At 70.1% G+C, this 15088-nt stretch carries 16 protein-coding genes; 8 read left to right on the top strand and 8 right to left on the bottom strand.

What is annotated here, in order from left to right; translation table 11 throughout:
• Window positions 1–158: 158 nt before the first annotated feature.
• Together P409_RS10615 and P409_RS10610 are read right to left on the bottom strand one after the other, a co-directional pair.
• Window positions 159–1340 carry a DUF3734 domain-containing protein gene (locus P409_RS10615; RefSeq protein ID WP_034835280.1) on the bottom strand — a complete coding sequence of 394 codons (1182 nt, stop codon included), beginning with the start codon at window positions 1338–1340 and terminating at the stop codon, window positions 159–161.
• A gap of 20 nt (window positions 1341–1360) precedes the next feature.
• The gene (locus P409_RS10610; RefSeq protein WP_034835277.1) at window positions 1361–2098 is read right to left on the bottom strand and encodes an acetoacetate decarboxylase; all 738 of its coding nucleotides are present in this window, start codon (window positions 2096–2098) and stop codon (window positions 1361–1363) included.
• A gap of 245 nt (window positions 2099–2343) precedes the next feature.
• On the opposite strand from P409_RS10610, the gene P409_RS37035 reads away from it, so the two are divergent.
• Window positions 2344–2511 carry a YdcH family protein gene (locus P409_RS37035; protein WP_081991412.1) on the top strand — a complete coding sequence of 56 codons (168 nt, stop codon included), beginning with the start codon at window positions 2344–2346 and terminating at the stop codon, window positions 2509–2511.
• A gap of 84 nt (window positions 2512–2595) precedes the next feature.
• On the opposite strand, the gene P409_RS10600 is transcribed toward P409_RS37035, so the two are convergent.
• Together P409_RS10600 and P409_RS10595 are read right to left on the bottom strand one after the other, a co-directional pair.
• Entirely contained in the window at window positions 2596–3189 is a 594-nt protein-coding gene (locus P409_RS10600; protein WP_034835286.1) for a DUF1013 domain-containing protein, read from the bottom strand.
• A gap of 145 nt (window positions 3190–3334) precedes the next feature.
• Window positions 3335–4336, bottom strand: coding sequence for an NAD(P)H-quinone oxidoreductase (locus P409_RS10595; RefSeq protein WP_034835273.1), 1002 nt, complete (start codon window positions 4334–4336; stop codon window positions 3335–3337).
• 189 nt (window positions 4337–4525) lie between these two features.
• On the opposite strand from P409_RS10595, the gene P409_RS10590 reads away from it, so the two are divergent.
• From P409_RS10590 to P409_RS10580, 3 genes are all read left to right on the top strand, one after another.
• The gene (locus P409_RS10590) at window positions 4526–4708 is read left to right on the top strand and encodes a DUF1192 domain-containing protein (RefSeq protein WP_034835270.1); all 183 of its coding nucleotides are present in this window, start codon (window positions 4526–4528) and stop codon (window positions 4706–4708) included.
• A 54-nt stretch (window positions 4709–4762) separates the two neighbouring features.
• Window positions 4763–5545: a 3-hydroxybutyrate dehydrogenase gene (locus tag P409_RS10585; RefSeq protein WP_034835266.1), complete on the top strand. Its 783-nt coding sequence runs from the start codon at window positions 4763–4765 to the stop codon at window positions 5543–5545.
• A gap of 177 nt (window positions 5546–5722) precedes the next feature.
• Window positions 5723–6184: an Hsp20 family protein gene (locus P409_RS10580; protein WP_034835264.1), complete on the top strand. Its 462-nt coding sequence runs from the start codon at window positions 5723–5725 to the stop codon at window positions 6182–6184.
• A 333-nt stretch (window positions 6185–6517) separates the two neighbouring features.
• On the opposite strand, the gene P409_RS10575 is transcribed toward P409_RS10580, so the two are convergent.
• The gene (locus tag P409_RS10575; protein WP_034835262.1) at window positions 6518–8413 is read right to left on the bottom strand and encodes a propionyl-CoA synthetase; all 1896 of its coding nucleotides are present in this window, start codon (window positions 8411–8413) and stop codon (window positions 6518–6520) included.
• 167 nt (window positions 8414–8580) lie between these two features.
• On the opposite strand from P409_RS10575, the gene P409_RS10570 reads away from it, so the two are divergent.
• Window positions 8581–10200, top strand: coding sequence for an acyl-CoA synthetase (locus tag P409_RS10570; RefSeq protein ID WP_034835259.1), 1620 nt, complete (start codon window positions 8581–8583; stop codon window positions 10198–10200).
• 80 nt (window positions 10201–10280) lie between these two features.
• The gene (locus P409_RS10565) at window positions 10281–10928 is read left to right on the top strand and encodes a peptidylprolyl isomerase (RefSeq protein WP_081991411.1); all 648 of its coding nucleotides are present in this window, start codon (window positions 10281–10283) and stop codon (window positions 10926–10928) included.
• 21 nt (window positions 10929–10949) lie between these two features.
• Here P409_RS10565 and P409_RS10560 read toward each other — a convergent pair whose 3' ends face one another.
• Entirely contained in the window at window positions 10950–11894 is a 945-nt protein-coding gene (locus tag P409_RS10560) for an NAD-dependent epimerase/dehydratase family protein (protein ID WP_202964628.1), read from the bottom strand.
• A 112-nt stretch (window positions 11895–12006) separates the two neighbouring features.
• On the opposite strand from P409_RS10560, the gene P409_RS10555 reads away from it, so the two are divergent.
• Window positions 12007–12588, top strand: a complete 582-nt coding sequence (locus tag P409_RS10555; RefSeq protein WP_202964627.1) for a TetR/AcrR family transcriptional regulator — start codon at window positions 12007–12009, stop codon at window positions 12586–12588.
• Window positions 12589–12591: 3 nt separating this feature from the next.
• Here the strand turns inward: P409_RS10555 and P409_RS10550 are convergent, their stop codons facing one another.
• Window positions 12592–13932 (bottom strand): MFS transporter, encoded by a 1341-nt coding sequence (locus P409_RS10550; RefSeq protein WP_202964626.1) that lies wholly within the window; start codon window positions 13930–13932, stop codon window positions 12592–12594.
• Between the two features lie 189 nt (window positions 13933–14121).
• On the opposite strand from P409_RS10550, the gene P409_RS10545 reads away from it, so the two are divergent.
• On the top strand, window positions 14122–14610 hold the full coding sequence (locus tag P409_RS10545; RefSeq protein WP_034835253.1) for a MarR family winged helix-turn-helix transcriptional regulator: 489 nt from the start codon (window positions 14122–14124) through the stop codon (window positions 14608–14610).
• Here the strand turns inward: P409_RS10545 and P409_RS10540 are convergent.
• Window positions 14607–15088: DinB/UmuC family translesion DNA polymerase (locus P409_RS10540; RefSeq protein WP_034835251.1), on the bottom strand; the 482-nt coding region annotated here is incomplete at its 5' end. The genes P409_RS10545 and P409_RS10540 overlap by 4 nt on opposite strands.

The raw sequence follows: 15088 nt of genomic DNA, 5'->3' as shown, positions 1-15088 counted from the left end.
AGCCCGGTCGCGTCGACGGCGCAGGCCTCCAGCCGCTCGCCGCCGAGCGAGCTGACCGGATAGCGCCACAGTGCCGTGACCCGACCGTCCATCGTCATCCCCCTGCCGTCCGCCAGCAGTATCGCCGATGCGGCGGGGTCCGCAAGCTGGAGGGGCCGCTAGCGATCCTGCCGGTGCACGTCGTGGGTGACGACGCCGTCCTCCACCGGAGGGCGGTCCAGCCGGTGCGGGTCGGCCAGGGTGCGGCGGATGTCGTCCAGGCCGCTCTGCCAGTGCTCGCGCATCGCGTCCGGGCCGAACTCATAGTCCTTGGAATGGCCCTCATAGGCCTTCGACTGGTAGATCAGGTGCACGATGTTGTAGGCGCGCTCGCAGGCCAGCTCGGCGATCGCCTTCATCTCCGGCTCCTGCTTCGCCTCCTCCGGCAGCCGGTCCATCACCCGCTGCAGCGCCCGGCGCATCTTCTGCATCTGCGTCATGTAGGTCGTGATGGCCCGGGTGCGGCTGGAATACTGGATGTCCTTCTGCCGGCTGTTCACCTCCATCAGGTCGTCCGGCAGCCGGCCCTTGGCCGACCACAGGTCGACCTGGAAGGTCAGCGTGTCGCGCCGCGGCTCGGTCGACAGCACATAGGACAGGGGCGTGTTCGAGACCACGCCGCCGTCCCAGTAGAACTCACCGTCGATCTCGATCGCCGGGAAGCCGGGCGGCAGCGCGCCGGAGGCCATGAAATGCTCCGGCCCCAGCCGGCGCTCGGCCGTGTCGAAATAGACGAAGTTGCCGCTGCGGACATTGACCGCGCCGACGCTGACCCGGGTCTCGCCGGAGTTCAGCCGGTCGAAATCGACCAGCCGCAGCAGCGTGTCGCGCAGCGGGCTGGTGTCGTAGAAGCTGGTGGCGGCGTCGCCGCCGAAGGGCGACAGGAAGGGCGGCGGGAAGCGCGGCTTGAAGAAGCCGGGCTGGCCCTGGAACAGCGCCCGCATCGCCGCGGCCGCGTTGTGGGCCGACCGGAGGTCGAAGGCGAAGGGCAGCGACTCGGCCAGCCCCTCGCCCGCCGGCCATTCGACCGGCGTGGCGCAGATCGTCTCCCAGAACTCGCGCAGCCGGTCCACCCGCTCCGCCTCCGGCGATCCGGCGATCACCGCGGTGTTGAGCGCGCCGATCGAGATGCCGGCCAGCCAGGTCGGGCGGATGCCGGCCTCGTGCAGCCCCTCATAGACGCCGGCCTGGTAGGCGCCGAGTGCGCCGCCGCCCTGCAGCACCAGGGCCACGACGTCATAGGGCGGCCGCTCGACCTGCCCCGGGGCGCCGCGCGCCTGCTTCCGTTTCACGCCACGCATTCAGCCTTCTCCCCCACCCTTCAGGCGAGATAGTCGTGCACGACCGAGCCGAGGCCGAGCGTCAGGTCGGCGACCAGATGCTTGGCCGACAGCACCTCCAGCACCGGCAGCTCGGCGATCGGCGCCAGGGCATGCGGGTACAGGTCCAAAGCCGCCGGGCCGGTCCAGGCGCCCTTGATTGTGATGTCCTCGAGATAGTAGCGCACCAGCTCGCAGATCCGCGGGCTGCCGTCGACATGCGGGATGATCTTCAGGAGGAAGTTCGGCGCCGCCAGACCCCTGGCCTCGGCCGCCAGGTCCAGGGTGCGGTGCTTGTAGCCCATGGTGCCGGTGGCGATGCGGATCGAGCCGTAGTTCAGCGTGCCGACCAGCGTATCGGTCTCCACCGCCAGGGTCGGCTGGGCCAGCTTCTTCGGAAAGCCCCACAGCTCGCGCCCGCCGGCGATCGGCGGGTGGTCGTTCAGGAACATCTGGTGGGTGTAGCCGCCGGCCTGGCCCTGGTAGCGCACCGGGATCACTTGGCCACTCTCGGTATAGTCGCCGAAGCCGGTCGAATCCGGCATGCGGATGAACTCGTAATTCACTACGGGCTCGACGATCTCCAGCGGCTCCGGCACCACCCGGCGCAGCGCCTCCGGGTCGGTGCGGTAGCGGATGATGAAGTACTGGCGGTCGACGAAGCGGTAAGGCCCGGGCGGAAAGGCCGGGCTGGTCAGCGGCATGGCGAAGGCGGTCTTCCGCACGGTCTCGGCATCCATCGCACTGCATCCTCGCTATTGTGCAGTGCACAAGACTAGCCGAGCGGAGCGGCAAGAGGAGTCGGAAACCGCGTCGTTAAGGAAATTTCATGTCGCGGGAAACGCTGCGACGGGGAGGGCGACCGAATGTCTCGCCGAGGGATCAGGAATAGAAGCCTCGTTGACTTGCAGCCGACATCGGGGCGTAACATATCGGAAAAAGGAGGGGCTGAACCACTGTCCAGCTTTCAATAGAGGAGCGAGAGATGGCCGTTGCAGAGCGTATCGAAGCGCTTCGGACAAAGCACGCCGCCCTGGATCGCACACTGGAAGAGGCGATCCATCGCGCCCAACCCGACGAGATCGAGATCGTCCGGCTGAAAAAGGAAAAGCTGAGACTGAAGGATGAGATGGCTCGCTTGAGTCACGCCTGACGAACCGGTTACGGTTCTCCAAGTTTCAAGGGCGGTGCCGGGGGGCGCCGCCCTTTTGGTTTGGTGTGCCCCCCGAGTCGGGCCTCAGTCGTCCTGGCTCTCCTCGACCTCTTCGTCGAAGCTGACGGTGGGGGTCGGAATCGCGCCCGGCGGCAGGTTGGCGCGGGCTTTGGTCAGGGCCGCATCCAATTCCATATAGGAACAAAGACCCAGCATCACCGGGCTGCGCGGCTTCAGGTTCGGCGAATTCCAGTGGCTCTTGTCGCGGATCGCCTGGATGGTCGGCTTGGTGGTGCCGATCAGCTTGCAGATCTGCGCATCCGACAGCTCCGGATGCTCCTTCAGCAGATAGGCGATGGCATCCGGCTTGTCGCCGCGCTTGGTCACCGGCGTGTAGCGCGGACCCTTGGAGCGGGCGACCGGCTGCGGCATGTCCGACACCGCCATGCGCAGGCGGGCGCTGGGATCGGCCTGGCACCGGTCGATCTCGGCCTGGGTCAGCTGGCCGTTGACGATCGGGTCCAGCCCGACCATGCCGATCGCGACCTCGCCATCGGCGATCGCCCGGATCTCCAGCTCATGCAGCCCGCAGAAGGCGGAGATCTGGTCGAAGCTCAGCGATGTGTTCTCGACGAGCCAGACGGCGGTCGCCTTCGGCATCAGCGGTTGCTTGTTCATCCTGTCGGTCTCCTCTGCGCAAAGCGATCCCGCCGCGACCGGCCGGGGCCGGCCTGTCCTCTCTCGCACTCGCGCTGAAGGGAGGGGAGCGGGGTCGGCGCGGCGCCGCCCACGGTGCTGGACCTAGGGATGTCGCGCCCGCAAGTCAAGCGAGGAGTACGATCTTGCCGACATGCGCGCTCGATTCCATCAGCGCATGGGCCTCGGACGCGCGGGCCAGCGGGAAGGTGGCGTGGATCACCGGCCTGATCCGCCCGGCTTCGATCAGCGGCCAGGCCTCGGCCTTCAGCGCCGCGGCGATGGCGCCCTTCTCGGCCACGCTGCGCGGCCGCAGGGTCGATCCGGTCAGGGTCAGCCGCTTGGCCATCACCTTCTGCAGGTCGATCTCGACCTTCGAGCCCTTGAGGAAGGCGATGCTGACCTGCCGTCCGTCCACCGCCAGGGCATCGATGTTGCGGGCCACATAGTCGCCGCCGACCATGTCGAGGATCAGGTCGACGCCGCGACCGCCGGTCTTGTCCTTCACGACGGCCAGGAAGTCCTGCTCGCGGTAATCGATGGCGACATCGGCGCCGAGGTCGAGGCAGGCGCGGCACTTCTCGGCGCTGCCGGCGGTGGCGAAGACGGTGGCGCCGCGGGCCTTGGCCAGCTGGATCGCGGTGGTGCCGATGCCGCTCGACCCGCCATGCACCAGGAAGCGCTCGCCCGGCTGCAGCCGGCCGCGGTCGACCACGTTGGTCCAGACGGTGAAGAAGGTCTCCGGCAGTCCCGCCGCCTCGGCCGCGGACAGGCCCTTCGGCACCGGCAGGCATTGCGGCGCCGGGGCGACGCAGTATTCGGCATAGCCGCCGCCGGCGACCAGGGCGCAGACCGGGTCGCCGACGCTCCAGCCCGAGACATCGGGGCCAAGGGCGGCGACGGTGCCGGCGACCTCCAGCCCCGGCAGCGGGCTCGCGCCCGGCGGCGGGTTGTACATGCCGCGGCGCTGCAGCACGTCGGGCCGGTTCACGCCGGCGGCCTCGACCTTGACCAGGATCTCCCCGGCCCCAGGGGCCGGCACCGGCAATGTCGCCGGCTTCAGTACCTCAGGCCCGCCGGGGGCCTCGATCACGATCGCGGTCATGGTCTCGGGAAGCACGCTGGTCATCGGGTCTGCCCTGTCTACGGGGAGGGCCGGATGATGGCCGAAATGTCATGCAGCCGTCATCCGGGCGTCGGATGGAGCGGCCTAAGGTCGCCCGTCGACAGTGAAGGCGCTCCGGGGCTCACGCTCCGGGCTTGCCGATCCTCGCGCCGCCCGCGAGGATTGTCCATCCGCTGCCGAAGGAGATGGCCGATGGATCCGGAAGATCTCGAACCGCGCCAGCGCAAGGCGCCGCCGAAGCCGCTGGACGGCCTGTCGGTCGCCGAGCTGGAGGAGTATGTCGCCGAGCTCGAGGCCGAGATCGCCCGCGCCCGCGGCGTGATCGCCGGCAAGCAGAGCCATCGGTCGGCCGCGGATGCGCTGTTCAAGCGCTGAGACAGTGAGCGCCCACGAAGACTCCACCCTCCCGTCATCGTAAGGAACGGACCCATGTTGAAGGGCAAGGTAGCGATCGTCACCGGATCGACCAGCGGCATCGGGCTTGGCATCGCCCGTGTGCTGACCGGCCAGGGCGCGGACATCGTGCTGAACGGCTTCGGCGACGCCGGCGAGATCGAGGCGATCCGCAGCGGCATCGAGCGCGAGCACGGGGTGCGCGCGGTCTATAACGGCGCCGACATGTCGAAGGGCGACGCGGTGCGCGGGCTGATCGCCGCCACGGTCGAGCAGCTCGGCCGGGTCGATATCCTGGTGAACAACGCCGGCATCCAGTTCACGGCGCCGGTGGAGGAGTTCCCGGCCGAAAAGTGGGACGCGATCATCGCCATCAACCTGTCGGCGGCGTTCCACGGCATCGCCGCGGCGGTGCCGGTGATGAAGCGGCAGGGCTGGGGCCGGATCATCAACATCGCCTCCGCCCATGGCCTGGTGGCGTCGACGCACAAGGCCGCCTATGTCGCGGCCAAGCACGGGCTGATCGGGCTGACCAAGGTGGTGGGGCTGGAGAATGCCGGCAACGGCATCACCTGCAACGCCGTCTGCCCGGGCTGGGTGCGCACGCCGCTGGTGGAGAAGCAGATCAGCGCCATCGCGGCGGAGAAGGGGATCAGCCAGGAGGAGGCGTCCCGGCAGCTGCTGGGCGAGAAGCAGCCGTCGATGACCTTCGTGACGCCGGAGCAGCTGGGCGGCACGGTGGCCTTCCTGTGCTCGGACGCGGCCGAGCAGATCACCGGCACCAGCGTGTCGGTCGACGGCGGCTGGACCGCGCAGTAACCGGAGGTTCAGCCGGCGGTTCCGGCCGGCGGGGGCGCCGCGCGGCGCCCCTTGAACCGGGTTTCATCCTCCCCAGATACAGTTTCGTGGCGGCGCCCAGCCGGGGTCGCCACGATCGCAAACCGCGGCGCGACCATGATGGTGCGTCGCCCAGGTATCGCTCAAAGGAGGATATCCATGCGTACTCTTGACCTGTCCCCGCTGTTCCGCTCGACCATCGGCATCGACCGCATGTCGCGGCTTCTCGATTCCGCGCTGCAGTTCGATACCGCGGCGCCGGCCTATCCGCCCTACAACATCGAGAAGACCGGTGAGGATTCCTACCGCATCACCATGGCGGTGGCGGGCTTCGGCGAGGACGACCTCGAGGTCGTGACCTCCGAGAACACCCTGACCGTCCGGGCCAAGGCGACCTCCGACGAGGAGGAGAAGAGCCGGGTCTTCCTGCATCGCGGCATTGCCGGCCGGGCCTTCGAGCGGCGCTTCCAGCTCGCCGACTACATCAAGGTCAGCGGCGCGACCCTCGTGAACGGCCTGCTCAATATCGAACTGGTCCGCGAGGTGCCGGAGGCGCAGAAGCCCCGCACCGTGAAGATCGCCGTCGGCCCGAGCGAGGCGCCGAAGCAGATCGCCGCCTGACGGCTCCCGGCCTGATGGCTTCGGGATGGGGCGCCGCCGCCGCGGCAGCGCCCCGTCTCCGGAGTGGAGAGACAAAAAAGAGGGCCGCTTTCTGCGGCCCTCGTTTTTTGAAGCCTCGCCTGCTCAACTCGAGCATTGCGCGACGATAAGAGCCATTTTGCCGCGACGTCAAGCACTCGTTTGGGTCAGAAAAACCCTTTGTTTTGAAGGGTTTTCAGTTGTTCGGCCGGTTCCGGCGGGCACTCCGGAACAGCAAGAGCGCTAAATGATCTTAAAAATGTAATATTTATGGGGGGTTGCCGTCCGGGCTTTAGATCGGATGAAAGCGGAACGTTACCCGCGGCCATACCCCATCCGCCGAAGCGTCACGCGGATTTCATCGAGAATCGCCGGGTCGTCGATCGTCGCCGGCACGGCGAAGGGCAGCGAATCGGCGATTCGGGCCATCGTCCCGCGCAGGATCTTGCCCGAACGGGTCTTCGGCAGGCGGTCGACGATCATCGCCGTCTTGAAGGCGGCGACCGGGCCGATGCCGTCGCGGACCCGCTGCACCGCCTCGGCCAGGATGGTCTCGTGCGGCCGCGCCACCCCCGCCTTCAGCACCAGGAAGCCCAGCGGCACCTGGCCCTTCAGCTCGTCCGCCGCACCGATCACGGCGCATTCCGCCACATCCGGGTGGCTGGCCAGCACCTCCTCGATCTGCCCGGTCGACAGGCGGTGCCCGGCGACGTTGATGACGTCGTCGGTCCGGCTCATCACGAAGACATAGCCGTCCCCGTCGATATAGCCGGCGTCGCCGGTGGTGTAGAAGCCGGGATGGGCCGTCAGATAGGCGCTGTGGAACCGTGCCTCGGCCTGCCACAGGGTGGGGGCCGCGCCGGGCGGCATCGGCAGGCGGCAGACCAGATCGCCGATCTCGCCGGCGGCCAGGCCCCGCCCGTCCGGCCCCAGCACGCGCACGTCCCAGCCCGGCATCGGCCGGGTCGGCGATCCCGGCTTCACCGGCATCGGCTCCAGCCCCAGCGGGTCGGCGCAGATCGGCCAGCCGGTCTCGGTCTGCCACCAATGGTCGACCACCGGCACGCCCAGCAGTTCCTGGGCCCAGCTCAGCGTGTCCGGGTCGCAGCGCTCGCCGGCCAGGAACAGGGCGCGGAACCGCGACAGGTCGTGCCTGGCCAGCAGCTTTCCCTGCGGGTCCTCGCGCTTGATCGCGCGGAAGGCGGTGGGGGCGGTGAACAGCACGCTGACGCCGTGGTCGGCGATCACCCGCCAGAAGGCGCCGGCATCGGGCGTGCCGACCGGCTTGCCCTCGTACAGCACCGTGGTGCAGCCGGCCAGCAGCGGGGCGTAGACGATGTAGGAATGGCCGACCGCCCAGCCGATGTCCGAGGCCGCCCAGTACACCTCGCCGGCTTTCACGCCGTAGACCGCGCCCATGGTCCAGGCCAGGGCCACGGCATGGCCGCCATTGTCGCGGACGATGCCCTTGGGCTGCCCGGTGGTGCCGGAGGTGTAGAGGATGTAGAGCGGGTCGGTCGCCGCCACCGGCACGCAGGCCGCCGGCTCGGCAGCCTCCTCCAGCGCCGCCCAGTCATGGTCGCGTCCGGAAGTCATCGCCGCCTCGCATTGCGGCCGCTGCAGCACCACCGTCGCCGGCACCTTGTGCTTGGCCAGGCCGAGGGCGGCGTCGAGCAGCGGCTTGTAGGCGATCACCCGCGTCACTTCGATGCCGCAGGAGGCGGAGACGACCAGCTTCGGCGTGCAGTCGTCGATCCGCGACGCCAGCTCGGGCGCGGCGAAGCCGCCGAACACGACCGAATGCACCGCACCCAGCCGGGCGCAGGCCAGCATGGCGATGACCGCCTCGGGCACCATCGGCATGTAGACGATCACCCGGTCGCCGGGGCCGACGCCCAGGGCCCGCATCGCGCCGGCGAAGCGGGCGACGCGGTCGGTCAGCTCGGCATAGGTGAAGCGCCGCACCGTGCCGGTGACCGGGCTGTCATGGATCAGGGCGACGCGGTCGCCATGGCCGGCGGCGACGTGGCGGTCCAGGGTGTTGTGGCAGGTGTTCAGCCGCCCGCCTGAGAACCAGCGGTAAAGGGGCGCGTTGCTGTCGTCCAGCACCCGGTCCCAACGCCGGTCCCAGTCGATCGCGGCGGCGGCCTCGCCCCAGAACCCCTCGGGGTCGTCGAGCGCGCGGCGATAGGCCTCGGCATAGGCACCCATGGCGTCCTCCCCTGTTTGTCGCAAGCGTAACGCCGTCGAGCCGGCAGGGCGAGGGGCTGCGGGTGTCGCGTTCCGGCCACCGCCGGCCGCGGCCGGCGGAGCCCGATCCCGCCGTTCCGCTGGACGCTCGGCGATGCCAGAATGTCTCCGCACCAGGGGGCCCGCCGATGCCGCACGCTTACGACACCGATCTCGACCGCAACCCGGCCAATCACGTGCCGCTGACGCCGATCTCCTTCCTCGGCCGGACGGCCCTGGCCCATCCCGACCGGACGGCCGTGATCTATGGCGAGGTGAAGCGGAGCTGGCGCGAGACGGCGGAGCGGTGTCGCCGCCTGGCCTCGGCCCTTGCCGGCCGCGGCGTCGGCAAGAACGACACGGTGGCGGTAATGGCGCCGAACATCCCGGAGGCGTTCGAGGCGACCTATGGCGTGCCGATGGCCGGCGCGGTGCTCTGCGCCCTCAACACCCGGCTCGACGCCGCGGCCATCGCCTTCCAGCTGCGCCATTCCGAAACCCGGATCCTGCTGGCCGACCGCGAATACGGCCCGGTGGTGCGGGCGGCGCTGGCGCAGCTCGACAATCCGCCGCCGGTGGTCGACATCGTCGACCCGGCGGTGGCGGGGGAGGCGGTCGGCGGCCTGACCTATGAGGATCTCCTGGCCGAGGGCGACCCGGCCTGGGCGGGCGTGATGCCCGGCGACGAATGGGACGCGATCGCGCTCGGCTACACCTCCGGCACCACCGGCGACCCGAAGGGCGTGGTGACCCATCACCGCGGCGCCTATCTGAACGCGCTCGGCAATGTCGTGACCTGGGGGATGCCGCACCATCCGGTCTATCTCTGGACCCTGCCGATGTTCCACTGCAACGGCTGGTGCTTTCCCTGGACGATCACGGCGATGGCCGGCACCCATGTCTGCCTGCGCCGGGTGGCGGCGCGGGAGATCTACGCCGCCATCGCCGACCACGGCGTCACCCATCTCTGCGGCGCGCCGATCGTCATGGGCATGCTGCTGAACGCCCCGGCCGGGGAGCGGCGCGACTTCCCGCAGGCGGTGCAGATGATGACCGCCGCCTCGCCGCCGCCCGCGGCGGTGCTGGAGGGCATGGCCCGGCTCGGCATCGAGGTCACCCATGTCTACGGCCTGACCGAGGTCTACGGCCCCGCGGTGGTCTGCGACTGGAAGCCGGAATGGGACGCGCTGCCGCCGGAGGAGCAGGCGCGGCTGAAGTCGCGCCAGGGCCTGCCCTATGTGGTGCAGGAAGGGCTGATGGTGTCCGACCCCGAAACCCTGACCCCGGTGCCGCCCGACGGCGAGACGCTGGGCGAGGTGTTCATGCGCGGCAACATCACCATGAAAGGATATCTGAAGAACCCGTCGGCCACGCAGAAGGCTTTCGCCGGCGGCTGGTTCCACACCGGCGACCTCGGCGTCATGCACCCGGACGGCTATATCGAGCTGAAGGACCGGTCGAAGGACATCATCATCTCCGGCGGCGAGAACATCTCGACCATCGAGGTCGAGGGCGTGCTGTATCGCCACCCGGCGGTGCTGGAGGCGGCGGTGGTGGCGCGGCCGGACGACAAATGGGGCGAGACCCCCTGCGCCTTCGTCACCCTGCGGCCGGGCGCCGAGGCGACGGCGGCGGAGATCATCGCCTTCAGCCGCCGGCACCTGGCGCATTTCAAATGCCCGAAGACCGTTGTGTTCGGCGACCTGCCCAAGACCTCGACCGGCAAGATCCAGAAATTCGTGCTGCGCGACCGGGCGCGGGGGCTGTAGGCGGGCCTGGGTGGGCTTGACCGCCGGCCGCCGCTCGATCCAACTGCGGTGACCATCATCTCTGCCGCAGGGGGGAGGATATGACCCGTTCGAACGATCGGCCGGACGATGCCGCGGGGCCGGCCCGGCGCACGGTCCTGGCCGGGCTCGCGGCGCTGCCGCTGGCGGCGGCGCCGGGATGGGCTGCGACCCCAGCGGTTCCGCGGGTCGTGGTCTCGACCGCGCTGGGGGATTTCACGGTCGAGGTCTATCCCGACCGCGCCCCGCTCTCCGCCGCCGACTTCCTGGCCTATGTCGACCGGGGGCTGCTCGACAACCAGTCCGTCTATCGCATCGTCTCGATGGCCAATCAGCCCGACACCGTGCCCGCCAAGATCGAGGTGATCCAGTTCGGCTGGCGCGCCCCCGACGGCAATGACGACGCGCCGCCGCCCCTGCCGCCGATCGCGCATGAGCCGACCAGCGTCACCGGGCTGCGGCACAAGGATGGCACGCTGTCGATGGCGCGGCTGGCGCCCGGGACGGCCAGCAATGCCTTCTTCATCTGCATCGGCGACCAACCGGGGCTGGATTTCGGCGGCCGCCGCAACCCCGACGGCCAGGGCTTCGCCGCCTTCGGCCAGGTGGTCGACGGCATGGATGTGGTGCGGACGATCTTCGCCGAGGCCGAGGCCGATGACCGCCTGGCCTCACCGATCCCGATCCTGAAGGCCCGGCGGCTGCCCTGACGCGGTCGGCTGGGCCTCCGCTCAGGCGGCCGCCGCGGCCTTGACGCAGCGGCGGATGCCCTCGGCATAGGGCGTCTTGCGGATCGGGCCGATCAGGGCCTGCAGCGCGCTGTCGTCCATGATCACCGGGTCGGTCTGCAGGTAGTGCATCTCGACCAGCTCGCGCATCAGCGGGTCGAACAGCCCGGCCAGGCGCAGCATGGTCTTGCCGGCGACCATCAGTCTCGGCGTGCGGCCGGCGGCGGCGAAGGCCAGCGCCGCCGCCTCGCGCTGGGTGATGGTGCCGGGGCCGGCCAGGTGCCAGACCCGGCCCCAGGCCTCCTCCCGCGCCGCCAAGCTTGTGACCACCGGGCCGATATCGGGGACGAAGGCGAATTCATGCGGCCGGTCGATCGGGCCGACCAGCTTGGCCCGCCGGCCCGTCGCCGCGGCCCGGAACAGGTCGTGCAGCAGGCTGCGATCCACCCCCGGGCCGTAGAAGTCCGGCAGGCGCAGCACCGCGCCGCGGATCCGGCCGGCGGCGTCCGCCTCCAGCACCAGATCCTCCTGCGCCTTGCGCATCCGGCCTTGAAAGTGTGCGGCTCGCGCGGATGATCCTCGCGCACCGGCCGGGTGCGCGGGCGGCCATAGGGATAGACCGTGCCGACCAGCAGCCAGCCGGGCCACGCCCTCGGCCACGGCGCCGTCCAGCACCTGGCGCATCACCACCGGATGCAGCCGGAACTGGTGATAGGGCACGCCGACCAGATGCACGATCATGTCCATGCCGCGGGCGGCGGCGCGGACCGAGGCCGGGTCGTCGGGGTCCCAGGTCGCGATTTCGGCCAGCGGGTCGGCGCCGAACTCCCGCTCCAGCGCCGGGCGCGACCGGCCGACCACCCGATACGGCCGGCCTTCCGTCCGCAGCGCCGCGGCGATGCTGCGGCCGATGGCGCCGGCGGCGCCGAACAACGCGATCCCACTCATCCGGACGGCTCCCATGAACGTCGATCTGTTAATGAACAATGTTCACTGAACGGCGTTCATCTACCGCGTTGACGGCGGCGAGGTCAATCGGCCAGCATCCGGCATGGGCACGATGGAAAGACGGGCGCGCGACAGGGCGGCGCTGCGCGGGCGCATCCTGGACGCGGCGCGCGAGATCGCGCTGCGCGAGGGATTCGAGGGGCTGACCATGCGCAAGCTGGCGGCCGCGGTGGAATATGCGCCGGGCACGATCTACCTGCATTTCGCCGGCCGCGACGCGATCGCGCGCGAGCTGTGCCTGGAAGGCTATCAGGCGCTGTGGACGGCGCTGGAGCCGGCGGCGGGCATCGCCGATCCGCGCGAACGGCTGGCGGCGCTGGCCCGGGCCTTCGTCGGCTTCGGGCTCGAGCAGCGCGAGCTGTACCGGCTGATCCTGATGGAGGATCCGAAGCTGCTGGACCCGCTGTACCGGGACCGGCCGATCGACGACCCGGACGGCCCCGGCACGCGCGCCTTCCTGGCGCTGGTGCAGGCCTTCGCCGATCTCGGCGCGGCGGGGCCGGACCGGCGGGCCGAGGTGCTGCTGGCGACCCTGCACGGCATCGTCAGCCTGAAGCTGACCTGCGACCGCTTCCTGCGCACCCCGGCGGAGGATCTGGCAGCGGCGGCGCTGGAGCGGGAACTCGCTGGCTAAGGGTCAGCGCGACCGCTCCGCCAGGACAGGCGCCGCCGGCACGTCCTCCGCCTCCACCGCCGCCAGGTCGGCGCCGCGGGTCTCGCGCGAGAGCAGCACGCACAGGATGCCGGGCACCGCCATCAGCGCGGCGTAGACCGCGACGGATTGCGGCGTGCCGGTCCAGCCCAGGAGCGCGGTGCCGATCAGCGGCGCCACCGACCCGCCGACCACCGAGGCGACCTGGTAGCTGACCGACATGGCGGTGTAGCGCACCCGGGTCGGGAACAGTTCGGTGAACCAGGCCGACATGCTGCCGACGATGATGCCGTGGCAGGTCAGGGTCAGCAGCGTCACCCGCAGCACCGTTTCCGGCGCCGTGCCGGGCGGCAGGGTGAACAGCAGCGCCGCGGCGCCGATGCCGCCGATCAGGCCCAGCAGCATCACCGGCCGTCGGCCGATGACGTCGGAGATCCACGCGGCTGCCATGATCACCGCGACCTCCAGGATCGAGCCCCAGAACAGCGCGTCGGACCCGACGCCGCGGGCGAGGTTCAGGAACTGCACCACCAGCACCAGGAAGAAGGTGGTGAACAGGTAGAACAGCGTGTTCTCCGCCGCCTTCACCAGGAACACCTGGCCCATCGGCCGCCAATGGCTGCGCAGGGCCTCGGCCAGCGGCGCCGCCGGCGCCGCGCGGCGCTGCGCCGCCAGCTCGGCGAAGACCGGCGATTCCTCGACCCGCCGCCGCACCCACAGGCCCAGCAGCACCAGCACGATCGAGAACAGGAAGGGCAGGCGCCAAGCCCAGTCGACGAAACCGGCCTCGCCGTACCGCGCGGTCAGGATGCCGATGGTGGCGGCGGCCAGGACATTGGCGGCCGGGCCACCGATCATCGGGAAGCTGGTCCAGAAGCCGCGCCGCTTGCCGGGCATCGATTCGGCGACGATCAAGAGCGCGCCGGTGGCCTCGCCGCCGACTGCGATGCCCTGCAGCACGCGCAGGGTGACCAGCAGGATCGGCGCCAGTATCCCGGCGGAAGCATGGGTCGGCAGCAGGCCCATGGCGAAGGTGGCGGCGCCCATCATCAGCAGGCTGACCACCAGCGCGTTCTTGCGCCCGATCCGGTCGCCTAGCGCGCCGAACAGGATGCCGCCCAGCGGCCGGGCCAGGAAGCCGACGGCGAAGGTGCCGAGGCTCAGCAGCGTGCCGGTCAGCGGGTCCTCGCCCGGGAAGAAGACCTTGTCGAAGACGAGCGTGGCGCAGAAGGCGAACATGAAGAAGTCGTACCACTCGATGATGGTGCCGACCGCGCTGGCGAACAGCAGGCGCACGCGCTCCGCGATCGAGGTCGTCTGGGCCATGGATCCTCCCCTCATCCTTTGGTTCCGGCAGTCCTCCCCTGCCGTGCGCCGGGCTTGCCGCCGCCGCGCCCTTGCGTATGGTCGGACATTCCGTCGGCCGCGCCCGTCGCGCGGCGGCCGGATCGTCTTGAAGGAAAAACCAATCTCGTTTCATATGAAACGAATGTCAAGCGGGCGGGGAGGCCGGCGATGCGGGACCAGGCGGTGCGGACGGCGCAGTTCGATCTCGAGGCGTTCCTGCCCTATGAGCTGTCGGTGGTCAGCAACCGGGTCAGCCGCACCTTCGCCCGGCGCTATGCCGATGCCTTCGGCCTCAGCATCCCGGAATGGCGGGTGATGGCGATGGTCGGCCGCTACGCGCCCCTGTCCTCGAACCAGATCTGCGAGCGCACGGCGATGGACAAGGCCAAGGTCAGCCGCGCCGTCAGCCGGCTGATCGCGGCCGGCTACCTGAGCCGCGGCACCCACCCGGCCGACCAGCGACTGATCCAGCTCGACTTCACCGCCGCCGGCCGCGGGGTCTACGATTCGATCGTGCCGCTGGCGCAGGAGATCGAAGCCGAGCTGATGGCCGCCTTCGAGCCCGGCGAGCGCGAACTGCTGCGCCGCCTGCTGCGCAAGCTCGACTCGCGGGTCTCCAGCCTCGGCACCCCGCCCGACGCGGCCGGGGAGGATTAGCCCAGGTCCTTCTCCGCCAGCTCGCGGAAGGCGTCGGGGACGGAACGGGCGCCGCCGAGCGCGACCGAGCCGTAGCCGACCGCGTCCCAGCCGAAGCGCTCGCGGATGCGGTCGACGGCACGGTCGGCCAGCCAGCGCGCATTGCCCTTGCGGCTGCCCGGCCGTCGCCGCTCGTCCGCCAGCCCCAGCGGCAGGTCCAGCTGCATCGCCGGCTCGTGCTCCAGATGCGAGACGGAGATCGCCAGCAGCGAGATGAACCGTTCCTCCGGATGGTCCGCCAGCACGGCGCGCACCAGCTCCTCCGCGATCTCGGCCAGGATGGTGGTGGCGGAGACCGGGGCGTCCAGCGTCACCGAGCGAGTGACGGCGCGCAGGTCGGCGAAGCGGACGCGCACCGTCACGGTCCGGCCGGGGCGGGACTTGGCGCGCAGCCGGGTGGCCACCCGGTCAGCCAGATGCCGCAGCGTCGGCACGAACA

It is taken from the genome of Inquilinus limosus MP06, assembly GCF_000767795.1.
Taxonomy (GTDB): domain Bacteria; phylum Pseudomonadota; class Alphaproteobacteria; order DSM-16000; family Inquilinaceae; genus Inquilinus; species Inquilinus limosus_E.
The sequence above is the reverse complement of the archived record's forward strand: the minus strand, read 5'-3'. Positions and strand labels throughout refer to the sequence as shown.